Source organism: Mycobacterium sp. HM-7, assembly GCF_053852335.1.
Genome location: NZ_CM132657.1, coordinates 4,261,502 through 4,284,123, shown reverse-complemented (window position 1 = coordinate 4,284,123; position 22,622 = coordinate 4,261,502). Strand labels below are relative to the sequence as shown.

Sequence of the window (22,622 nt, the reverse complement as noted above, 5' to 3'; positions counted from 1 at the left end):
GTGAGGAGTAGCGGGAGGTCTTTAAATACGTTGTTTTCCAATTTGATTCACCTCGATTCGTTGAACAGTAGGTGGGACTGGCGTTGAGCCTGTGGGCTGCATTGTGGGCAGAAGGCGGCGGCCTCTGTTCCGTCTGGGTGGGTGATGGTGACGGTGCGGGCGGTTGGGTCTTCGCACTACCCGCACCACGGCTTGGATCTGAGGTGCGGAAATGGTGGGCTTGGTAGTTGAGCCAGGCGATGTAGCAGGACTTTTTCAGGGTGTCGTACTCCACGCGGGTTGCAGGCGAGGTGCGCCGTCAGGCTTTCTTGAGTCCAGCCCCGCGCGAGAGCCGCTTGCAAGCCGGATGTCAGTTCTGGTCCTGCCGGGCGGTGAAGTCTCCACGTTGGCGACAGCAAGTCCAAAATTCCTGTGACGGTGGGTGGTTCGGTTGAGGGTTCTGATGAGGGGTTCGAGGAGTCTCGATTTGACACCCCCGGAGGGTGTCCCTTTAGGACCCGGGGGGTGTCACTGTGAGACGAGGGGAGTGCCAAATCGGGACGGGGGAGTGTCGGATTGCGACCGGGGTCGAGATGAGGTGCGGGCGGGTGATTCAGGTAGTAGCGAGTCGATCTTTGTGCACCGGAATCGTGGAATCGTGGTTGGCGCGTAACGTATCCCCAGGCTTCGAGCTCGTCGATTGCCCGGAATACCGTGCTTCGTCCAGCTCCGGATTCCTCCATGAGCGTCTGGATGGAGGGATAGCAGGAGAAGTTTTCATCTGCCTTGTTCGCGAGCAGGATAAGGATGAACTTAGTGGTCGATTTGGAGATCTTCAGGTCAGTTGCCCAGTCCACTGCTTTCCAACTCATGCGTATGCACCGGCTGATCGTGTTGCGACGTTGGGGACGTCAATCGGCCGCTCCATAGTTCGGCTCCCTGAGTTCTGTGGGGTCTCTGGCATCGCCTGTAGCACCACCGCGTACCGCCGGGTCGCGAGCTGTCTGACGCGTTGCGTGGTGTCTCTCATGGCGCTGAACGTAGGTCGGTGTTCTGCGTCCAGTCCATCAACTCGACCACATTCACGCGAAATTGGAAGTCGATGAGGTCCAACATGTTTCATCACCGGGTGAAGAAACATGTTGAATTAAGCGGGTGAGCGGCCGACTGGGCTCGGTGGCTTCTTGAGCGGTAGCTCCTGCGTCCAACAGCTCCCTACACCCCGAACTGGATCGATCTGATCTGGGGCTACGCGTTCGACGCCTCTATTGGCGATGGTGTCGTCATGTTCTGATGCCTGCTGCAGGTGCCATGGAGAACGGCTCTTGCTGGGGGCTGGAACAGTCCAAGAATTCGGAAAGCTGCTGGTAGGCAACAGCATTCTGCCGAATATGGAACTCGTTCAGTAATAAAGGCCCGGGCGACAAAACCTCCGAGGAGGCCAGTGGTCCACGCGGGGCTTGACATGACACAGGCAATATGCGGAATCCGCGGACTGTCGCCTCATACAACGTCAAGACAGTCTTGACATTGCATGGGGGGCGACCATACTGTCAAGGCAGTCTTGACGCTATGGAGGGTTGTCGTGTGAACGTCTATGAATCTGCAGATGCGGAATGTGGACTCAGGGTTTGGGTCGGACCTGAAGGCACGCCGATGCGGGTGAGGTTGAGTTCAGCCGCGGCGGAAGTTTCGGCCGTCGAGTTGGTCGCTCAGATAATGCGACTGCACACGTTGGCGTATCTGCGACGCCAGCAGTCGACTGCCGAGGCATTCGATGGTCAGTGCAATTCACGATTTACGCCGACCTTTGGTCAGGTTGAGGCATACGCGCAAACGATCGACTTCTAGCGGGAGTACAGCGATGAAGACTCACGAACTACCGATTGCAGCGGTGCTTGACCAGGTGAACCGGGTTCGGGAGACGACCATTGCTCTTGAGCGGTGCGCACGGGGCAGATGGTTCTGTGCATCCAGTGAATTGGATGAGGTCACCGTGTGGGTAGATGATCGGGGACGGCTGCGATCTATTGAGCTGGCTGAAGAATGGTCCTCCCATTGTGAGTGGGCAGTGTTGGAACGCCTCATCAATGACACTGTGCGCCGCGCGGTGAAAGTCGCTGCGTCCGGAGGGGAACGAGCGACCTCATAGCCCCCATCGTGTTTCGCGACAGTCTGGAATGATTCGAGGCTTGTCATTGGAATTGGGGCAGGATTAGACCGGTGAACGATGAACACGGCGAGCTGCTGGAGCTTTTGGCAGCTCACGCGGAGCTGAACCGCCTGACTAATGAACTCGCCGATGCGCGGGAGCGGAGGCGAGTTGCAGCACAGCGGTTGGTCGACCGAGGCCGCAGCCTTGGGTGGATTGGTCGACAGCTGGGAGTCTCCAGGCAGGCCGTGGACTCGTTTCTGAAGTATCAAGACCGTCGGTCAGATCGCACATGAATTATCACCGTGTCGGCAGTCTGGATGGCCATGGCCGATGCGTACCGGACCGCCGAGCGGTACCTTCAATGGTGGAACACGCCAAGGGCTGTCAAGAATTTCGTTCACAGCATGGCACGCACTCCGATTAGTAAGCGCTCCGACTGGGCCGCGCACTGTTGGCCGAGCTAGCGCGGGGGACTATCGGTGGCGGTTGGCAGAATCGCGTGGGTGAGTTTTATTACGCCGCGGGAGTCCGATGGTGCTTCACGGGGAGATCGACGAGTTGCACCGCCAGGTCGACTACGTCGTCGCCAAATACTGAGTCGTCAGGTTTATAAGCGCCAAAGTCACTCATAATCACTCATCAAGTCACTCATATTCACGCAATCTCACCTATCCGCAGCTCCGAATATCAACGAGCGCTGCGGAATCCGGTTGAATCTGGGCCTACTGCTGGCGTGATGTCGGTGCCCCCGGCTACCGTAAAAATATGTCTATCGGGGGAGAAGAAATCCGAGCGGGAATCGAAGCCGCCGAACAGTGGCCGGAAGTTGTCCGGACATCCACAGCTCTTGAATTCGAATCGGTCCGGCAGCTACTTGCAAAAACGGAGCTTATAGCGGATGCCGACCAGTCGGCCCCTCAGCCGGAATCGATGTGGACTGACGTTGTCACAGCCACGACAGCGACCTCGGCCCGGTCTGTGATGGTCGACCGCGCCCTGACCGTAGCCGTCGTGGATGAGGTGATCCGCACCGCCGAGCACCTCGGGGTATCGGTTCCGGACGATATTGCCCGTGCTCAGACCGAGCATCACGAGAACCGGTGAAGGAGCCAATGATGGCCGATACCCGCTTACTACGGATCGACTCAACGGCACCGAGCGTGACGGCGGCCGCTGGCGCTGAGGCATGCCGGGCACCTTTGTCAGCCGGTGCGCCCGCCTTGCCAGCGCCAAAGACTGTATTCGACATTGCTGCCCTCGGGTTTGATGCCTGGTCACGGTTGGTGCATGAGGCGATTGGCGGTGAAGCACTCGGGGGCGATACGACAGTCAGTGCTGTCAGCGCAACGGGATTCACCGTGCTCGACGGCATCAACGAGAAGAATGCAGGGGACCTGAGTGCGGTGAGGACCGAATGACGAAGCCTTACTCGCCGCCCAGTTTTCGGGCGCCAGGGCCGCTCACGGGCCAGCTGGGGAACGTCCCGGCGCCGCGTTCGCGTGGCAGCTGGGCGTTGGCCGCGACGGGTCTTGTCGTTGCGGTGGCCAGCGCGGTGACGGGCGGGTTTGCGCTCGGCCGGCACACCCCGACGACTTCTCCGGCATCGGTCACGTCGTCGACCGCTACCTCGTCGGCGGCGCAGGCCCCGGACCCGGCCGCTGTAGCGGCGGCGAAATCGGAAGCATGCACCGCGTGGGCGGCGGCTTCGAGCGCAATGGTTGCCGCCCGGCAACCATTTCTCGATAGGACGCAGGGCGCCTGGGAGTGGAGCGATCCAGCGATCGTGGATGCTTTCAACGCTGCGCAGGCGGGCATTCTGACGCAGGTCCAATACCTGCGACAACACTTGGTGCCCGTCACTCCACCTGCGGTCGCAGATGAGGTCCGTGACTTTATCGCCGCGAATGTCGACATGATTGCAGCAGATGGCCAACGCCAGCGTGCCGCAGTGTCAAACGATGCCGCTGGCCGGGTCAATGCAGCGGCGGACAAAATACGAACGGCTTGCGGGGTGTCGTGACATATGTCTGATGTCGGTGGGGGTAGTGGCGCCTATCCAGAACTTCGGGCTACCGGACTCGATGCCATCGAGGCTCAAGGTAACGAATTCGCCTACGCTGCAACGTATTACGAGGAGCGAGCAAGGACTTACCGCAGGGCAGCCGCCGAACTCGAATCGACGAACTCCGGTGCGACCATCGATGAAATGGTGATCGCGCACCACATACGCGCCCGGAAGCACGATATGCGCGTCGAGGTGCAACACGAGTTAGCCAAGGGCCAGAAAAAGGTTGTCGGGCTGGGGCGTGCGCTCAACTCGAAGCTGGACCAGATACACCACGAGACACAACAGGAGATCGAGGCGGCGGGTCCGGTGCTGCCTGCTGTCCGGGCAGCGATCATCGCGGCTGGCTATACCCGGGCTGTAGCTGCGCACAGCATGTTCGCGGCCGCGGTCGAAAGCACCCACAGCCGGGCCGTAGCGCAGCTCAGTCAGCCGCTGACGGCCATTCTCGGTAGAGACATCCCTAAAGACGAAAACAACAGCGCTCAGGCACTCGATAATTCTGGCAGCCACAAAGATCCGAAACCAGAAGGGTCACAACAAGAAGATACGAGCACAGAAACCGCCGGTTCGCACTCGGACCCAACGACGAAGGGTACGAAGCAAGAAGCCATCCAGCCGCACACGGGAATGCACGGCGACACCAGCGGGAATTCGGCAGTCGCAGGAAGCGGACCAACAGCAGCAGGCACTCACTCCGACGCTGAGATGCCGGCTGTTATCCAAGCTGTGTCGCCGCGGCCATCGGTCAGTGCACCCCCTTTTGCCGGGGGTGGAGCGCCGAGTGGCGTGCCCGGTGGTGGACTATTGGGCGGCGGTAATCCCTTGTCGTCGTTGACATCTGGTTTGGGCCAGCCGGGGGCTGGGTTGGGCGGTTTGGCCAACGGTGCATCGATGCCGAATGCGGCCGCACAGGCGGCTCAGGCAGCGCAAATGGGGCAGTCGCCGGGGGCTGCGATCGCGAAGTCGTTGGCTGCGAGTGTCGGTGGCGGCGCGGCACCGCTGGCGCCATTGTCGCCAGCGACAACAACTGGGGTGAGCTCGCTCGGTTCGGCGGGTGGTGCTGCAAAGGTGCCCGCGGCTGGAGCGTCCAGTATCGCGCCGTCGTCGGGGCTTGGCGCTGCAGGCGCACATGTTGCACCGGTCGCATCCGCGCCCGCGCCAGTCAGTGTGCCAACAGGTGCCGCGGCACCTGGTCCGGCGATGATGGTTCCGCCGCCAGGGATGGGGGCTCCCGCGGCTGCGGGTTCTATTGGGGCGCCGGTGGTTCCTGCGTCCGGTGGTAGCAGTTCGTCAGGTAGTGCCGGTGGTGCGGGTTCGGCTGGGGGTGGGGTACCTAATACGCCGACGATGGTTCCGGCCGGTGTGTTGACGCCGGTGGCGGCTGCGGGCGCTGCACGCACTGAGTCTGCGGAGCTGCGGACGGCACGGGCGTTAGCGGCGAAGCTTCGGCGAGACAGCGACTTTGTCCATTACCCGGTCGTCGAATGGGCCGTGGGAGTGTTCCGGGCTGACAGTTCGGCGACACCCGAGACGGTGGTGATGTCCAGCGAGGGGTTCGGATACATCCCGTGGGGGGTGTTTCTGCCGCGCGGTGTCCGGCTCCTGGCGAGCGATCCCATCGTGAAAACGGGGTTTGAGAAGCGGTGGACAGGCTGGTCGGACCCGTCCCGGGTTTTGGTCGAATACGCCGCTCTGCGAGCCCAGCTTGGGGGCGGTCGGCTTGTCGCAGCGGCAGCCACGAACCGCATCGAACCGTTTAAGCCAGCTGGTATCGAGCATGCACTATGCAAACGCGAAGACTATGCGCAGTCACCGCCGACAGGCCCGGTGCTCGACGCGGTGCATGTAGACCGCTTCGAAGCGACCTATCCCGACTTGTCGGCTCGGGTGCAGCGCCTCCGTGCGGCTGATCATCAGGGAGTCCTCGATGAGGTGGTACAGGTTTTGGCTGGCCAGATGATGCAGGGAGTATTCGGTGGCCAGCAGATGTGCCCGGTCTCGTTGCGGGACATGTGGGAGCGTCTGCTATCGAATGAAGCTGTAAGCCAAGAGATTTGGCAAGAATTTAACACGACGGCGAACAATCAGTACTGGACCGCAGCGGTATATCGACCGGGTGCTAAAGATGTAGACCCCGGCGATGACGCAACACCTCGGGACGTATACGAGCAGCAGTGGCTGATCGCTCGCACGATGGAGGTGCTGCGGGGATTTCAGTTTCAGCCTGAGCCGTTGGGGAACATGATTTATGCGGCGGGAGTGGCTTATCCGGGCGATTTTGTCGAGTTCATCAGCCCAATGCTGCGGGTTTTGGAGATGCGGCTGTGAGTGACGCTAAGCAGCGGTGTTTCGAGCTGGTGCAGGCGGCCGGGGAGCAGCAGCGGTCGATCGCGGCCGTGTTGTGCGCCGCGGAGTTGTGGGCGGCGCAGGTGGACATGATGCCGCCCATACGAGCAAGGTACGCCGACTTGTTGGTGGAGATTTTCGCTGAGTTTCGCGCAGCATCGGACCGGTGGCGGGACACCATGCGCTGGATCATCGGTGAACGCTGGGCCGGCACGTTCGATCTGCGCGCAGCGACCGAACTCGATGACGTCTTTTCCGACATCTGCATGGCAAGTCGTGACCGGATTCTTGAGGGGTCACTTTCTGAAGGCGTTGTGTTACAACTGGATTTGATCCACGCATCACATGCGTCGTGCCTGCATGACGTTGCGCGATGCGTGGCACAGCACGACGCGGGTGTGGAGCCGAATGTCAATCTCAGCGTCGCGCTGGTGACGGTTGCTGTGATGAAGGCCTGGCGTGCTGTTCACGATGCGTACCGTGATCTGGCGCGGTGTGAGCACGAATCATGCCTGCTGGTGGGCCTTTCCGCTGAGGAGCCGACCATTGATGCGGCTGCCCTGGCGGGCTCCTACACCATCGCTCGGTGGATGGACGCTCTGGAGCAGGCCAGGTTCTCCCTCTGTGAGCGTGATGCGGTGTTGGGTGAACGTGAGCGTGCGTACGCGGCGCCCGGGTATGCGCATGGTGCCGAGGCGGGCCGCATTCGATCGGCGAGTATTGCGGCGTTTCGGGCGCGAACGGGTACATATTCGCCAGTCCGGGACGAGACCAATCCTTTTCGGCCAGTGTGGTGATCCCAACGAAACATTGTTCGTCTGGCTGGACGCATCGACGCCACCATCGTCATCAGAAACCCCGGCGACCTCAAGCTCCCCATCGACGAAGCCTGAAGCGCATCCCCGTCGGCAAGGGATTCCGTCCGTACGCTCCTGCCGGTTGTATAGTGATCAAATACCACCCGTTCCCCGGCAGGGGGCGGGTTTTTCATTTCCGAAGCGCGCTGTGTGCGCCCCCGAAAACCGCCGTTGAGCTAGCGACGTCTCTCTGCCCTACCCGCGTTCTTCGACCACGAGTGCGTCCAGAACTGCGCTGATCGCGTCCCACAACGCGCTGGTTATCTGGGGTTGAATTCGGCCGTGTATTGCTGTTCCCGCTGAGGTGATGGTGGTGGGTTTGAGGTAGGCGGGAACAGTCGTGGTTGGGGGTGTTCCCGCTTTCGTCTGCGGCGGTTGTGGTCGCTGGCGCGTGCGGGTTGTGTTGGCGTTGTGTGGTGGCGGTTGGCGCTTCGGGGTTGTGATGTTTAGAGCCGGTACATTTCGCGTTCCATGGCTGCTTCTCGGAATAGTTTTTCGTGCTCGCCGTGGAAGTAGGGGTACTTGCCGTGTAGGAGGCGGGGCCAGTGGATCGGGCAGCGGCGGCGGCCCTTGGTGTTGTCCGGTGCGGTGGTGTTGGTGCTCGTTGGTGCGCGGGTGGGTTGGTCGGCGGGGGCGCTGTCGATGGTGGGCTGGGTTCGGGTCGTGGCGGCTTGATGCCGGTGTGGGAGTAGCGTTTTCATGGCCGGGGCCGTGTGGGTTGTTTTTGGGGCCACCAGCTGGCTTCGCGCAGGAGGGTGGCGATGGCCGGAACGGTGAGGGTGCGCACGAGGAAGGTGTCCAGCAGTAGTCCGCAGCCGACGATGAGGCCGACTTGGATCATGATGGCGATGGAGCCGGCCATCAGTCCGAACATGCTGGCAGCGAAGATGAGGCCGGCTGAGGTGATGACCGAGCCGGTTTTGGCGACGGTGCGTAGGACTCCGACGCGGATGTTGTGTTCGGATTCTTCGCGTAGTCGTGATACCAGCAGCATGTTGTAGTCGGCGCCGACCGCGACGAGGATGATGAACGCCAATAGTGGTACGGGCCAGGCGATTTGGTAGCCGAGTATCCATTGGAACACCACGACGCCGAGGCCGATGGAGGCCAGGTAGTTCAGCACGACGGTGCCCAGGAGGTAGAGCGGGGCCAGCGCGGCGCGCAGCAGCAGGACCAGGATGAGTCCGACGACGACGAGGGTGGCGACGGCGAGTTGGATGAAGTCGGCTTGGAGTAGGTGCTGGATGTCGGCGTTGACGGCGGGGAATCCGGCTACGGAGATGGTGGCGTTGGTCAGGGAGGTGTTGGGTCGGGCGGCTTCGGCGACGGTGACCATGTGGTGGGCCAGTTCCATGGCGGCGCTGCTGTAGGGGTCGAAGGTTGATTCGATGATGAAGCGGGCGGTTTTGCCGTCGGGGGCGATGAATTGTTTGGCGACGTCGGCGAATTGGCGGTTGTCGAAGGCGGTTGGGGGTAGGTAGAAGCCGCTGGCGGTGTCGGAGTTGGCGCTGGCGCGGGCGGAGTTTTGTAGTTGTGCGGCGATCTGACTCATCCCGGTGAGCATTTGAATGTTGCTGTCGGCCAGGGCGTGCACGCCGGTTGCCAGTGCTTGTGCGCCGGAGGCGAGTTGGCTGATGCCGTGTTGCAGGCGGGCGATGTTGGTGGCCATGTCGGCGGGGTCACCCAGGGTGCCCAGGGCGTGTTGCAGGGTGGTGATGGAGGTTTGGACGTCGGTGAGGGTGGCGGTGACGGTGGCGTTGGTGGTGGGGTTGTAGTGGTCGCCCAACTCGGCGATGTGGTCGAAGAATCCGTTGGTGCGCAGGGCGTCGAGGACCCGCATCTGGTCGCGCAGTTCGGTGCATTGCGGTGTGGTGGTGCACCAGGGTGCGGTGTCGAGGATGTCGCGCAGTGGTGAGACGGCGGCGATGGCGTTGCGGGCTTGTTCGGCCTCGGGGCGCAGTCCGGGTCCGGCTTGGATGGCGTGGTCGATGTCGGGGGCGGTGGCCGACAGTTGGTGCAGCAGCGGGGTGAATCGCTGCATTTGGCTGTTGGCGGTGTGCGCTTGGTTGAGCAGGGCGCTCAGGGGTGTCAGCGCGGTGCGTAGGGTGCGGTCGAGTTGGGCGAGGCCGTTGGCGAGTTGGTCGGCGCCGCCGGTGAGTTGGGCCAGGTCGGTTTTGCGGGCGTTGCCGTCGGCGGCTGCGGTGGCCATCTTGTCGCCGATCTGCCCGTTCTGCCAGGACAATTGGGCTTGTTCGAGTCGGGTGCCGGCGGGGCGGGTGACGCCGGATACTTTGCTCACGCCGGGTAGTTGGGCGATGCGGGAGGCGATTTCGTCGAGGTCGGCGAGGCCTTTGCCGGTGCGCATGTCGGTCGGGTTTTCCACGACGAGGAATTGGGTGAAGACCATGTCGGTGGGGAAATGCCGGTTGAGCAGCTGGTAGCCCAGGTTGCTTGCGGTGTCGGCGGGTTGGCCTTTGCGGTCGTCGTAGCTGATTTTGATGGTGGTGGCGGCCGCGGCCAGGGCCAGCAGGATGATCAGGCTGACGGTGAGCAGCGGGACGGGTTTACGCACGACGGCGACGGCGATGCGGTTCCAGTAGCGGCGGGTGCGGTCGGGTCGGGGGTCTCCGATGCCGCGGCGGGCGGCCAGCGCCAGTACCGGTGGCAGCAGGGTGACGGTGGCCAGGAATCCGACCATCACGGCCACGGCGCAGGCGGGGCCGAGCGCGGCGAACACGCTGAGTTTGGCGAAGGTCATGGCCAGGAAGGCCAGCGCGACGGTGGCGGCGGAGGCCAGGATGACCCGTCCGATGCTGGCGGTGGCGTAGATCGCGGCCTGCGGCGGGGCGATGTCGGCGCGGCGCTGTTCGTGATAGCGGCTGATCAGGAACACCGTGTAGTCGGTGCCGGCGCCCAGCAGGATCGCGGTCATGAACGCCACGGTGAATTCCGATACCGGTAGGCCGCATTCACCGAGGGCGGAGAGCACCCCCCGTCCGACCGCCAAACTCAGCGCGATGACCAGCAGGGGCAGGAGCGCGGTGAACGCTGACCGGTAGACCAGCAGCAGGATCAGGGCGATGAGGCCGGCGGTGGCCAGGGAGATGAACAGCAGATCGTGTTCGGCGCTGGCGATCTGATCGCTGAACGTGGCGGCGGGCCCGGTGACGCGCACGGTGGTGGTGCTGGCGGCGAAGACGCGGTCAGCGATGGCGCGCACGGCGCTGACCGATTCGGCGGCGGTCGGATCGCCCAGGGTGCCGGCGACGCCGACCGGCAGGTACCACGCGCGGCGGTCGGCGCTGATGGCGTGCGGTGCGGTGACCGGGTCGGCCAGCAGGTCCTGCACGAGCAGGACATGGCCGGGGTCGGCGCGCAGCGCCGAGACCAGCTGCGCGTATTTCTGGCGGGTGGGCGGGGTGAGGCCGGCGGGGTCCTCGAACGCGACGAACAGCACGGTCTTGGACCCCTGTTCGCCGAATGCTGCACTCATCCGGTCGACGGTCAGAAACGACGGCGCGTCGTGGGGCACCAAGTCCACCGACTGTTGGCGCACCACGGTTTCCAGTTGCGGAAAAAGCACCGCCAGCACCACCGCGGTCCCGATCCACAGTCCGATCACCAGCGCCTTGTGGCGCAGGGTGAACGCCCCCAGGCGGGCCAGCGCGGGACTGTATTCACTCGACGGCGCGGTCTGGGCGCGTGCGCGCCGGCGGCGCGGTGGCCCGGGTGCGGCGGTGAGGGTCGGTCCCCCGTGCAGCGGATCGCTCACGGGCTGGCCGGGGCCGTGTCGTAGTCGGCGTTGTCCGCGGCGGGCAGATCATGACGGACCATCCGCACCTGGCCTCCGGGCATGCAGGCCATGTATCCGTGGCGCTTTCCGTACAGTTCCCACGCCGCCACATGCGCGTCGGGCTCCACGTCGATGGAGTGACCGTCCGAGAACTGCAGGTGCAGGGCCCCATCGTCGTCGCTGTGCGCTCGCACGCACATCGACCCGGCCAGGTCCAAAAGGGCGCGGTGCGCCGGCGCGATGTTCAGCGGGTCCAGCACCACCACCTCGGCCGGGTACGGACCCACCGGCGGCAACCCCAGGCGCAGCGGCCGGGAGATGACCACCTCGTTGTAGTCCTCGAAGCTGAGCACCAGGCCTTCATGCAGCGATACCCGCTGCAGGGTGCACCGTTCAATCCACTGATCGAGCATGATCGCGTCCCCTGTCTCCGCCCCAGCAAATCGATACTAAGCAGTATCGCAACGCTACACCGTGTAGCGTTTCGGGGCAATGGTGTCGGGCTAGACGCGCAGGATGAGGGCCATGGCCCGGTCGATGCTGTCCCGGGCTGCGGCGGCGGGCACCCGGCCGCTGATGAAGGCGGCCAGGTTGGCCAGCCACACGTCGCCGAGTAGGCAGGCCAGTTGCTGGTCGCGCAGCGATGGGGACGGGCCGCCCAGTGCGGCCGCGAGCAGCCGGTTGAGCACCGTCATGGTTCGCTCGACCTCGGCGGCCGCGGCGCTGTCGGCAACGACGAGCGCCCGGGTCAGCGCCTCGGTCAGCGGCAGATCACGCTGCCACTGCTCATGCAGGCAGTCACTGAGCGCGACAAGTCGCTGCTGGGGGCCACCGGGCACCGCCGACCAATCGCGCAGGGCCTCGACCTGCTCGACCTCGCGGGTGAGTGCGCAGACCAGCAAATACGCCTTGGAGGGAAAGCGGCGGTAGATGGAGCCGACGGCGATACCCGCGCGCTCGGCGACCGCGCGCATGCGTACTGCCTCGTAGCCGCCGACCGAGGCGACCGACACGGCGGCATCGAGGATCGCGATGTCCCGGCCATCACGAGCAGCCAGGCCCGGCGCACCTGTCATCGCTGCGCCCCGAGCCGGCGCCGATGCGATGACCGCCATCCCCACCGGATCGGGGTGTGCTGCGCCAAAAACACTGACAGCCAGGTGCGATCAGACAAATCCCACATCTCCTGGTATAGGCGGTTTCGCTGCGCTACACGCGGTAGCATAACTGCCCTGGGGTGTGGAGAATCGACGATTGGCCACACCGGAGGCGGCGGACAATAAAGTGAGTGACTGTGAGTGAGTGGCCCGACGTCAACGCCGACGGCACTGATGATGACGACGACGTCGATCCGCGACGTATCCGCTCGCGCAACCGGCTGCTGGAGGCGGCCGCGGCCCTGCTGAACGCCGGCGGCGTGGAAGCGGTCACCGTCGACTCGGTCACCAAAGCCTCCAAGGTGGCCCGCACCACGCTGTATCGCCACTTCAAGACCTCCTCGCACCTGCTGGCCGCGACCTTCGAGCGGCTGCTGCCCCAGGTGACCCCACCGGCACCACGCAGTGGACCCCTGCGTGAGCAGCTCATCGAATTGCTCTCCCGGCAGGCAACGCTGTTCAACGACGCCCCGCTGCACATCACCACACTGGCCTGGCTTGCCCTGGGCCCCACCACCACCAAACCCGACACCGAGGACCAGTACCCGGCCGGCGCCGTCCGGACCCTGGTCATCGACCAGTACCGCCAACCGTTCGACGCCCTGCTGCACAGCGACCAAGCCCGCGCCGAACTGGGCGACTTCGACCTCGAACGGGTGCTCTGCCAACTGATCGGCCCCTTGGCATTCGCCCGCATGACCGGGTTTCGCGTCATGAGCCACGACGACTGCGCCGCCATCGTCGATGACTTCCTCACCGCCCACCGCCGCACCTCGCCGGCACCCACCGAAAGTCCCGACGCCACACGTGCCTGACCTGCGTCGGCGCGGTCACGCTCAGGGAGTCCCGTAGTGGCGGTCCTTTGTGTGCGGGTGAGTCTGATTTTGGGTGGGCCTCGGTGGTTGATGTTCTTGTGGCCGAATGTTTTTCGTGGGAATTTGGTGGCGGCGGCTCGTTTGGTGACGCGGGGGTAGGTGCAGTGGCGCCGGGCCGGGTTGGGTCGCTCGAGCATTTCGGCGATGGCGTGACGCAGGCATGTCGCCAGCCGGTCAGGGGGAAATTCCTGCCTGCCCGGTGACGTGGCGGCGGACGGTGCGCAGGGTTCGGATGAACGACATCCGCAGTGGATCGAGCCCGTCGGGGTCAGTGGCCTCGACCATCAACGCCCGGATCGCGTAGTGGGTGAGCAGCAGTGCCCAGATCTCTTGGCGCACCCTGTCGGGACTGTGCGAACGCAACACTCGGTAGCTGCCGCGTTGGCGGGTTTCTATCTCGGCCAGGCTGGATTCGAACTCCCAGCGCTGGTGATAGACCGCAGCAAGTTCGGCGGCCGACGCCCGCTCAGGGTCGCAGATGGTGGTGATCAACCGGATCGGCGACCGGTCGTCGGTGTCGCGGTTGGCGATGTCGTACTCGATAACCCGCACCATCGGGCCTTGCGGCACCGTGGCCAGCCCGCGGGCCTGGTGGCGGCGGATGCGTTGGCGTTCGATGGTGGTCAGCAGCACGCTCACATACGAGCCGTCGGCCAGTTCCGTCACCGGGTGCAGGAGCAGTGTCGACTGCACCCGCCCCAACAGTTCGGCACCGGTCGCTGCGGCCTCTTGCCGGAACTGGCGGCTGTAGAACCGGGGTCAGCCAGCACGAGCATTCCGGGTTCGATGCTGGCTAGCAGTGGGCGGGCCAGGTCGCGTTCATCGACATGGACACCACCGAGGTGTGCGTCGATCACGGCGTGGGTGCCGCATTCACCCAAGCCGAGGACTTTCACCTTCGGGTAGGGACCGTCGAGTCCCTTGCTGGCGCTGCGACCGAACTCGTCATCGTTGTCGGCGGTGTCGGGGACATCGAGTTGAACGCCGTCGATGGCCATCACGCGCAAATCGGCCAGCCAGGCACCCGGGGTGCCGGCACCGGCCAGCGGCCGGGCCACCCGTTCATAGAGCTCGCGCAGCGGCTCGGCGCCGAGTCGGGCCCGGGCCTGACACAGCGCCGATGACGTGGGCACCTGCCAATCGTCATTCCGCGCGCGCAGGAATCGCAGACCATCGACGAGTTTGCGCATCACTTCTTCGTAGGCGTCATCGAAGAACGGGGTCACCGCCAGCACGAAGTACACGACCACCCGAGCCGGCAGCAGGCGACGACGGCGCTCGACCTTGCCTGTGTCAGCGAGCACCTCGTCGACCAGGTCGCGGTGCACCAGCCGCGTCAGCACACCCAGACCGATCCGGTCGGTCAACTGGTCTGACCGACCACATTCGCCACCTGAATTCGCGTCGGCCACAGGTAATAAGAAATACGTGTAATCCATTGCTGCACAATACTTCTCAAAGCCAATCTGAGGAACGAAAACTGGCGCGGCCACCACATCACCTTCGCTGAATCAGCCCATCAACGCTCATCAAAGTAGAGCAGGCGCAACAGCTTTCGCCACAACATCGCCTTGACCTGCAACAACGCCAAAGTTAACGACATTGGCATCAAACCCGGGGCGATTCACCCTTCGGCTCAGTCGTGTGTCCGACGGGGGACTTGTCCGCCTGCGACACGGGTCGAGGTCTTTGATTTGATCGGCTTACCAGGTAGTGTGAAGAGTCGGGCGCGCAATCGGCACTAGTGGTGTTCTATGTCAGCTGGCAGCTCCCCATAAGTTCCTATTTGCGGCAGCAGTAGATGGTCTGGCCGGTTCCTCGATGGATGTCGTGAGCAAAAGTCAAGCAAACTGACTGCGCGAAACCCCGGGGCCCATCAGTCTCTAGAATTATAGGGAGCGTGCGTTTCGACGACATGGTCCTCATTCGTATCAGTCCAAGCTCGAGCATTGGTGCGTGGTGATCCCAGGATGTCGAAAGCGCTCGCGCGCAAGGCTTCGTCGGTCAAGAATCGTTGTGCGCGGTAGCGGTCGATCCTGAAATGGTCGGCGACCAGGTAAAGGTACTCGACGACGATTCCACGTGCGATCGCTCGAGGTAGGTGTATTCGGTAGTGCTCGTTCAGGTACTTCACGACGAACGTCGTGCGATTGCCCATCCAGGGTGAGCGCCAGGTCACGGTTTGATGGGCTAGTTCTACGCGCTCTAGGTGCGTCGCTGGCTGGGGGCACTCCCGGGGCGGGGTTTCGTGTCTCAGATGCGGACCACCATATTTGCGGTGGGAGGGGTAGCGGTCGGTCCGTGATCGAGGCTGAATTCTGCAACAGCGATTCCAGCCATGGAAATCTTCGGTCTGAGCGAAGTCATCCGTAGTCATCCGTCACCATCTATCTGTTTCATCGGTTCGGGCGGTGCTGAACTCTGACTAGGAGCTGTCATTCTTCAGCAGGACGTCAGTCGAATTGACCGTTCAGAAACTCTGCCCGCGAGGCGGTGCGGGCCAGCTTTCCCGACGTCGTGCGCGGGATCCGTCCGGCCGCAACGAGTCGCACTTCGGCGACGCGAACCTGGTGATGCCGCGCCACCGCGGCCCGTACGGCCTCGGCGACAGGCTCCAATTCCGCGCGGCCCGCTCCGACCGCGCGCTCGGCGATGACGACCAGTTGTTCACCCGAATCACCAGGTACAGCAAAGGCTGTCGCATAGCCCGAGCGCACCGCGGACGAGGCACGGCTGACCGTCGCCTCGATGTCCTGCGGGTAGTGGTTGCGCCCGTCGACGATCACCAGGTCCTTGATCCGGCCGGTGACGAACAGCTCGTCGCCCACGTAAACGCCCAGATCGCCTGTGGCCAACCACAATGCGTTGTCCTCGGCGCCGTCGGCGTGGCTGACGGTCTGCCGGGTCTGCAGCTTGTTGCCGAACACCCGCTCGGACTCCTCGGGCCGGCCGAAGTAGCCCTGCCCGATGTTGTTGCCGTGCAACCAGATTTCGCCGACCGTGCCGTCGGCGGCTTCGTCGCCGTCGGGGGTCACGATGGCCACCCACTGGTCGGGGATGGCCCGCCCGCACGACACGTGGGGGACTGCGCCGTCGGCATGGCGGCCCACGACGACGGCTCGGCCTGCCGCGAGTTCCTCACGGTCCAGATAAGTGGCGCTTGGCTTTTCGTCGGCGCCGATGCTGGCCACTGACAGTGTGGCCTCGGCCATGCCGTACGACGGCTTGACCACCGTCTCGGGCAGTCCGTACGGCTTGAAGGCCTCCATGAACAGCTCGATGGACGGCAGCGTCACCGGCTCGGACCCGTTGAGCAGGGTCACCACGTTGCTGAGGTCGAGCGGCTCGCCGGCCGGCGGCAGCCCGCGCTGTGCGCACAACTCGAAGGCGAAATTCGGTGCGGCGGCGAAAGTCCGGCCGTGTGCGGCTTCGTCGGCCAGCCGCCGGATCCAGCGGTAGGGCCTGCGGACGAACGCCATCGGGTCCATCAGGCTGATCTGGCCGCCGCACAGCGCGGGGAACATGATCATGATCAGACCCATGTCGTGGTACAGCGGCAGCCAGCTCACGCTGCGGATGTCGGTGTCCAGGCCACCGGCCAGGATCATCTGAATGACGTTGGTGCACACGTTGCGATGCGTGATCTCGACACCGGCGGGGGTGCGGGTGGAGCCCGAGGTGTACTGCAGGTAGGCGACGTCGTCGGTGCGAGAATCGGGGTCGACGTGCATCTCGGCGAGCGTGCCGGGGACGGCGTCGACGGCGATGACCCGCGGACGCTCGGCGGCGGGCAGTGTCTTGATGAACGCGCGGACCGCTTCGGCGGCCGCGGTCGTGGTGAGCACCGCGGACGGTTTGGTGTCCGACAGCACAGCGGCCAGTCGTTCGGTGTGCCCGGCGAGGGCCGGCGCGAACAGCGGCACGGCGACGTTTCCGGCGTGGACGGCGGCGAAGAACGCCGCGACGTAGTCGACGCCCTGGGGCGCGAGGATGGCCACGCGGTCGCGTGGCTGGGTCACCTGTTGGAGCCGGGCGGCGACGGCGTTGACCTGAGCCCAGAGCCCGTTCCAGCTGAGTTCGATGATCTCGCCGTCGGGGTTCTGCGCGTAGTCGATGAACCGGTACGACGGCTCTTCGCCCATCGCTGCGCGGTTGCGTTCAAGGAACGACGTCAGCGTGATGCCGTCCGGTATGACAATGCTGCCATCGGAGTGAAGGGAATTTTCGGCTGACGCTGTATGTCCAATAGCATTGTCGCTCAACGCTTTGCGTGTCCTCGAAGTCATGTTGACCCTTGGCCTTTCTCGCCGTTGGCCCCAAAGGAAACAGCGTCACAGTGTCTGCGCTCCTACTGTCTAGACGTGCCGTGCTGCAGACTGATCAGCTGCGGGTGCGCGTCCGGTCGACTGCTGGCGTTTGGGCGGTAAGCAAACACCGTATGGCCACCAGAAGTACGCCCCGATGACTGCCGCGATCGGCCGCTTTGGGGCGACCAACATGTCGAGCAGGCGATTCAGGCGTAACGAAATGGTCTGAATGATTCGCACATCGGCTCCAACGGGACTGAGTGCTGCTTTCTAGCCGCGATAACAAATTTAACTTGCCAACTAGCAGGTTAATTTAGCTTCCATGGCTAACTATGTGCAACCCGGTCGGAGGTGAGTGACATCACATCCGCCGATGTAGCATCATTCATCCAGTGCGCACGCAGCCCGCATAAACTCCCCGAAAGGTTGGCAGAGGAAACTTGACGTCATCACGTGGCTTCCTACGTCACCGTATCGTTCAGGCGGCTTTGGAATTGTTTGCTGAGTACGGCGTCAAGGGCACTACCCTGCAGATGATCGCCGATCGGCTTGAGGTGACCAAAGCCGCTGTGTACTACCACTTTCACACCAAAGACGAGATCGTGAGGGCTGTCGCGCAGCCGTTACTCGAGGACATCGCTCGCGTAATACGTATCGCCGACGCGCTTCCCGACCCCAATTCGCGGCGCGAAGTCGCCGTCAGTGGCTTTGTCGAACTGGCGGTGCGTCATAGGGGCCTCAGCGCAATTGTGCAGAACGACCCGGCGATGAGCACGCTGGCGAAGACGCATGTCGAGTTGGAGAACGCCGTCGTGAAGCTGATCACGTTGCTAGATGGCCCCGACGCGGACGTCGCCCACCATATCGGGACGTCGATGATCATCGGCGGAGTTTCCGGCGTTGTAACCGATGCGCGGTTGCTGGACGTGCCCGACGAGCTGCTCCATCGTGTGCTTCTCGACTACGCGCAGCATCTGCTAAATACTCCCAACTTGCTGTCGGCAGTTGTGAAGCCGTCGGGAAGTGTGTAGCCGCCGAGGAGTGAGGTGCAGAAACGAGAATTCGTGACGCGGTGGTGCACTTGCGGCGCCGGGCAGATTCGGGAGCTCCTACGGATATCGAAGATGGTGTGGGGTTTACGAAACCCGTAGTGGCATTACGGCCGACTAGCGGCGGCAGTGGAGGCCGCGCCTTCGGCGCTAGCGCGGACTGATCTGGGAACTTGGCGAGCAGCGGCCGTACATGGCTCTCGCTGTCAGACAATTGATAGCGCTGAGCGCTAGGCGGCATGGCAATGGCACTGTCCCGGTGCGCCGTCAACCCGATGTTGAAAATCAACAGGATCTCCTGACTCGAGCGCGGCAGTGGGTGTAGTCGTAATGACCTATGAGGCCGATCTCGAGAATGCATAGAGGCACCTCATCTCATTGCGGAAATGAAGTCTCCGGGTACGATCGTGAGATTGTTTTGATGTCAGTCAAACCGGGGCAAGGCCGCCGACAGTCGCCGCGCGATCTCGCCGTACCGTTCGAAACGGTCTGACCCGCCGAGGGCGTTGTAGAGCACGATGCGAGTGGCGACGCCGCCATATTTGGCAATGAGCTTGTCCGCCAGCTCATCCCAGGTGGATTCAGTGGCGAACGCGGCGATGTGGTCGTCGGTGATCTGCGCCATCATGCCGGCCATGTCGCCGGCCTTCTGCTTCTCCCGCAGGCGTGCGGTGGTGCCCTCGAATCCGGCCTCGTCCCAGATGAATGCGTAGTTCGGGGTGCTGCCGTAGAAGCTCATGCTGGCCCGGACGAATTCACGCTCGTTGTGCCGTTCCTCGTCGCTGTCGCCGACGATCGTCATGGCCGGGATGATCGTGTCGATGTCGGCAGGGGAGCGGCCCGCCTTCTCGGCACCGGCGGCGACGTTCGGCAGCACGTGGCGGGCGATGTAGCCCGGCTCACCGAGCGGGTGAATGTGCACGCCGTCGGCCACCTCGCCGGCCATGCGCAGCATCCACGGATTCACCGCCGCGATATCGACTTTGGGATCGGGGGCGTCGATGGGACCGGGGCTCCATTGCGGCGTGATGAAATCCAGGTCGTAGAAGTCGCCGTGATGGTCGAGCTTGCCGGTCCGGAACGCCGTGAAGCACGCTTTCACGGCGCGAACATAGTCGCGCAGCCGTGGTCCAGGCTGTTCGAAGGGCATGCCGTAGCGCCGCACCACGTGCGTGCGTACCTGGGTGCCGATCCCGAGCCGGAATTTGCCCCCGGTGGCTTCCTGCAGTTCCCACGCTGATGCCGCGGTGATGAATGGACTTCGCGGGAAAGCTACTGCGACACCGGTCGACAGCTCGAGCCCGGGCGCGGCCTGGGATGCGACCGCTGCGCTCAGATAGGCGGTTCGGCCGGTCTCGGTCAGCAGGAGGCCGGAGAAACCGGCCGCCTGGGTGCGCTGGGCAAGCGTGCCCATCTGGGCCAAAGGCTGCGGAACGGTCATCACGTCGACATGCACACCGGGAGCCTACGCGTTGGATGTTAGCGACGATGGGAAGTGCCGAGCGCCAATCTCCTTGTCGCGCAGTTCTGCCCGCACCCCCGGCATTTCGACCCGCAAGTGATGGCACCTCACCATGGGACCGATCACATCTCATTTATGACAGTTCCGGTGGTCTTGATGGTGACACTTCAGTCCCGAGGGTCGCCTCGAACGGGTCTCGTTCACGGCGTCGTTGGCGCGCATCGTCCACGAGTCTGGCGTGTGGCGCGTACTGAGTCGAAGACCCGCTCGGCGTGGCGGGCGGTCCGTGGGCGCATTAGATGGACTGTGTAAATCCTCTTAACGGAAGGATCGCAGGACGTGACGACATGAAAGGGCAATGGATGCGGCGCTGGTTGCCGCCAGCCCTACGGTCGAGATGGCCGACGCGCTTCGTGCTTCGGGGGTCAGTGTATGAACTGCTGGCGCCGATCGATAACTGCGAGGTGGCGCTGACCGGTGATGGCGGGCTGCTGCCGGGGTTGATCAAGCTCGTCCTTCAACGTGGGCTGGCGCCGAACTCACCGCTCACCTTGGTGACGAGAACGGCGATCTGATCAGGCGGGTGAAACGGCGGCCCACTCAAGACGGTGCTCACCAGGCCGGCCCGTTACCCTTGGAGGTGCCGCGAGACCGCAGCGGTTCGTTGACCCCGACGCTGGTACCCATCGGCCAGCGTGGTGAAGGCAGGCTCGATGACATGGCCATCTCCCGATATGCGGTGCGGAATCAATTTGCGGGACATCCGATTTCGGATTTAGTTCGGCGATCGGGACGCAGGCATCGCGAGAGACGATCCCCAATACCGTCGACGAGATCTCCGACGGGGTCCTGGCATGGCAGCGCCGACCGCTGGAACCGTCGTATCCGGTGATCTACCTCGACGCGATGATTGTGAAGGTCAAAGACGGCGGCCACACCCCCAACAAGGCCGCGCCACATCGCTGTGGGCGTCGATATGACCGGGATCAAGCGCGTTCGGGGGATCTGGGATCAGCCGAACGAAGGCGCTTCGTTCTAGGTGTTGGTATCCGCCGATTTGGCCAATCGCGGGGTCAAGGATGTGTTGACCGTGTGCTGCGGCGGGCTCACTGGGTTCCCGGACGCGATCGCGACCATGCGGTCACACACCGCGGTGCAGACGTGCGCGGCGAAGCTGAGCCGCAACTCGATGCGGTTTTGTGTCGGTGCCCCGGTTGAATAAGCGATTGCATTCCCTATGCTACTCAATGTAGCGTAGGGAAACTAACTGTACGGATTGTGCTGCTCGGAATGTGAACATTGACTGTCAGGTAGCCAGCGTTCCGGCACTCTCGTGAGTACTGGTGGATTACGCTGCTGGCTACGCTGAATACAGCATGTTGCTTCCGGCTTAGTGAGGATTCGCAGGTCGCGAGGCGGGCGTTCGCGTTCGACAGACGCGTCGATGAGTCTCCGCTGGAAGTAACGAGGAGTTTTCGTGCCCGGTTGTGCGACAAGGGAATCCCATTCGGCGTCATCGGTGCGGTGCCCTTGCCCGTCTTCGGGATAGCGAGCAGAGCAGCCGGCCCGCATTCGAGCGCCAGCGATCGTGGTACTTACCACCAGTGACGAGAAGAGGTCTTTGTGAGCATTTCGAATCCACCGGACGTGCAGCGGTTACCGTCGCACACTCCGACGTGTATGGGCTGTGGGCCAGACAATCCGCATGGACTGCACCTTTCGGTCTTCCGTCGAGGGGAGGAGGTGTACGCGGACGTCACATTCGATGAACGGCACGTCGGCGCGCCAGGTCTCGCCCACGGCGGGGCCATCGCCGCCGCGTGCGATGACTTGTTTGGCTTCACGTTGTGGATCGCCGGAACGCCGGCTGTCACACGCAGGCTGACCGTCGAGTACTTGCAGCCGGTTCCGCTGCATGATGCCCATAGGATCGCCGCGCGTATTACTGAACGCAATGGCCGTGCCATCCACGTCACCGGCGCCGGAATTGGTGCTGACGGCGTTATGCGCTTCACTGCTGAAGCGGTCTTCATAGCAGTGGAAGTAGGGCACTTCGCTGCGCATGGGGACATCAAGGGATTCGGCGAACTATTCGCGGAACTCGTTCGCCGTGCAGACAACGGGGCTCATCAACAGGAAGTGCAGTGAACCTGTTTGCGGCAGGCCGCGTTCGTGCCTTCCGCACCCGATCACAGACAGCCGTAATCGGTATGAGTTGAAACCATCGATGCGATCGCCTCGTCGTTCTTCTGGCAGCTGCGGCGCTCTAGAGTCCCGAGGGACAACCGCTGATTGGACTGGGACGATGAACAGGTCCGCGCACTTCGGCTCGAACGGCCGATTCGCCGACTATGGGTGGAGACTGAATAACCCGACGCTCATCAAGGCGAAGACAAGGGCTTTCGTCCCGGTCGACCAATTGGTGAGCGGGGTCGGTTCCCGACTGCGGTGGCGCAGGGCATCGGCGCCAGCCTAGTCAGATTCTCGTCCACCGGGCACCTTCGGTGCTTCGCCCATCGATTGGTGAGGTCTTAATTGTCAACCTCGGCGACCCGTAGCAATACGCACAGTGCT

At 63.3% G+C, this 22,622-nt stretch carries 16 protein-coding genes and 2 pseudogenes; 9 read left to right on the top strand and 9 right to left on the bottom strand.

Annotated features, from left to right (window positions below; genetic code table 11):
* Nucleotides 1-176 precede the first annotated feature (176 nt).
* Nucleotides 177-851 carry a helix-turn-helix domain-containing protein gene (locus tag ACWW1C_RS20600; RefSeq protein ID WP_083420346.1) on the bottom strand — a complete coding sequence of 225 codons (675 nt, stop codon included), beginning with the start codon at nucleotides 849-851 and terminating at the stop codon, nucleotides 177-179.
* A 2,048-nt stretch (nucleotides 852-2,899) separates the two neighbouring features.
* Here ACWW1C_RS20600 and ACWW1C_RS20595 point away from each other — a divergent pair.
* Both ACWW1C_RS20595 and ACWW1C_RS20590 read left to right on the top strand, forming a co-directional pair.
* The gene (locus ACWW1C_RS20595; protein WP_061005082.1) at nucleotides 2,900-3,238 is read left to right on the top strand and encodes a hypothetical protein; all 339 of its coding nucleotides are present in this window, start codon (nucleotides 2,900-2,902) and stop codon (nucleotides 3,236-3,238) included.
* An 11-nt stretch (nucleotides 3,239-3,249) separates the two neighbouring features.
* Nucleotides 3,250-3,552, top strand: a complete 303-nt coding sequence (locus ACWW1C_RS20590; RefSeq protein WP_162563561.1) for a hypothetical protein — start codon at nucleotides 3,250-3,252, stop codon at nucleotides 3,550-3,552.
* Between the two features lie 7 nt (nucleotides 3,553-3,559).
* Here the strand turns inward: ACWW1C_RS20590 and ACWW1C_RS20585 are convergent, their stop codons facing one another.
* Nucleotides 3,560-3,823, bottom strand: a complete 264-nt coding sequence (locus ACWW1C_RS20585; RefSeq protein WP_061005084.1) for a hypothetical protein — start codon at nucleotides 3,821-3,823, stop codon at nucleotides 3,560-3,562.
* Nucleotides 3,824-3,917: 94 nt separating this feature from the next.
* On the opposite strand from ACWW1C_RS20585, the gene ACWW1C_RS20580 reads away from it, so the two are divergent.
* From ACWW1C_RS20580 to ACWW1C_RS20570, 3 genes are read left to right on the top strand one after another with little or no spacing between them, the layout of a single operon-like run.
* A complete protein-coding gene (locus ACWW1C_RS20580) occupies nucleotides 3,918-4,154 on the top strand; it encodes a hypothetical protein (RefSeq protein WP_162563562.1) in 237 nt (78 codons plus the stop codon).
* A gap of 3 nt (nucleotides 4,155-4,157) precedes the next feature.
* Complete coding sequence (locus tag ACWW1C_RS20575; protein ID WP_162563563.1) at nucleotides 4,158-6,530, top strand: hypothetical protein; 2,373 nt, start codon at nucleotides 4,158-4,160, stop codon at nucleotides 6,528-6,530.
* Nucleotides 6,527-7,345 carry a hypothetical protein gene (locus ACWW1C_RS20570; RefSeq protein WP_061005090.1) on the top strand — a complete coding sequence of 273 codons (819 nt, stop codon included), beginning with the start codon at nucleotides 6,527-6,529 and terminating at the stop codon, nucleotides 7,343-7,345. The genes ACWW1C_RS20575 and ACWW1C_RS20570 overlap by 4 nt, the downstream gene beginning before the upstream one ends.
* Before the next feature lie 506 nt (nucleotides 7,346-7,851).
* On the opposite strand, the gene ACWW1C_RS20565 is transcribed toward ACWW1C_RS20570, so the two are convergent.
* The 4 genes from ACWW1C_RS20565 to ACWW1C_RS20550 form a co-directional block, all read right to left on the bottom strand.
* Nucleotides 7,852-8,106, bottom strand: coding sequence for a hypothetical protein (locus tag ACWW1C_RS20565; protein ID WP_071286865.1), 255 nt, complete (start codon nucleotides 8,104-8,106; stop codon nucleotides 7,852-7,854).
* The gene (locus ACWW1C_RS20560) at nucleotides 8,103-11,177 is read right to left on the bottom strand and encodes an MMPL/RND family transporter (RefSeq protein WP_204354752.1); all 3,075 of its coding nucleotides are present in this window, start codon (nucleotides 11,175-11,177) and stop codon (nucleotides 8,103-8,105) included. Before ACWW1C_RS20560 ends, ACWW1C_RS20565 begins: the two co-directional genes overlap by 4 nt.
* On the bottom strand, nucleotides 11,174-11,611 hold the full coding sequence (locus ACWW1C_RS20555; RefSeq protein ID WP_061000993.1) for a DUF6188 family protein: 438 nt from the start codon (nucleotides 11,609-11,611) through the stop codon (nucleotides 11,174-11,176). The genes ACWW1C_RS20560 and ACWW1C_RS20555 overlap by 4 nt, the downstream gene beginning before the upstream one ends.
* A 90-nt stretch (nucleotides 11,612-11,701) precedes the next feature.
* A complete protein-coding gene (locus ACWW1C_RS20550) occupies nucleotides 11,702-12,274 on the bottom strand; it encodes a TetR family transcriptional regulator (RefSeq protein WP_061000995.1) in 573 nt (190 codons plus the stop codon).
* 218 nt (nucleotides 12,275-12,492) lie between these two features.
* Between ACWW1C_RS20550 and ACWW1C_RS20545 the strand changes: the two genes are divergently transcribed.
* Nucleotides 12,493-13,170: a TetR/AcrR family transcriptional regulator gene (locus tag ACWW1C_RS20545; protein WP_071286876.1), complete on the top strand. Its 678-nt coding sequence runs from the start codon at nucleotides 12,493-12,495 to the stop codon at nucleotides 13,168-13,170.
* 234 nt (nucleotides 13,171-13,404) lie between these two features.
* Here ACWW1C_RS20545 and ACWW1C_RS20540 read toward each other — a convergent pair.
* A pseudogene (locus ACWW1C_RS20540) lies at nucleotides 13,405-14,642 on the bottom strand (IS4 family transposase).
* Nucleotides 14,643-15,683: 1,041 nt separating this feature from the next.
* Nucleotides 15,684-17,516, bottom strand: coding sequence for a fatty acyl-AMP ligase (locus ACWW1C_RS20535; RefSeq protein ID WP_260939885.1), 1,833 nt, complete (start codon nucleotides 17,514-17,516; stop codon nucleotides 15,684-15,686).
* 461 nt (nucleotides 17,517-17,977) lie between these two features.
* Here ACWW1C_RS20535 and ACWW1C_RS20530 point away from each other — a divergent pair, with 461 nt between their 5' ends.
* The gene (locus ACWW1C_RS20530) at nucleotides 17,978-18,568 is read left to right on the top strand and encodes a TetR/AcrR family transcriptional regulator (RefSeq protein WP_061004411.1); all 591 of its coding nucleotides are present in this window, start codon (nucleotides 17,978-17,980) and stop codon (nucleotides 18,566-18,568) included.
* Nucleotides 18,569-19,010: 442 nt separating this feature from the next.
* Here ACWW1C_RS20530 and ACWW1C_RS20525 read toward each other — a convergent pair whose 3' ends face one another.
* Nucleotides 19,011-20,042 (bottom strand): TIGR03617 family F420-dependent LLM class oxidoreductase, encoded by a 1,032-nt coding sequence (locus ACWW1C_RS20525; protein ID WP_260939884.1) that lies wholly within the window; start codon nucleotides 20,040-20,042, stop codon nucleotides 19,011-19,013.
* Nucleotides 20,043-20,406: 364 nt separating this feature from the next.
* Between ACWW1C_RS20525 and ACWW1C_RS20520 the strand changes: the two are divergent.
* Both ACWW1C_RS20520 and ACWW1C_RS20515 read left to right on the top strand, forming a co-directional pair.
* Nucleotides 20,407-21,246: pseudogene (locus tag ACWW1C_RS20520) on the top strand (IS256 family transposase); the annotation flags it as partial.
* 482 nt (nucleotides 21,247-21,728) lie between these two features.
* On the top strand, nucleotides 21,729-22,196 hold the full coding sequence (locus ACWW1C_RS20515; protein ID WP_060999849.1) for a PaaI family thioesterase: 468 nt from the start codon (nucleotides 21,729-21,731) through the stop codon (nucleotides 22,194-22,196).
* The last annotated feature ends 426 nt before the right edge of the window (nucleotides 22,197-22,622 follow it).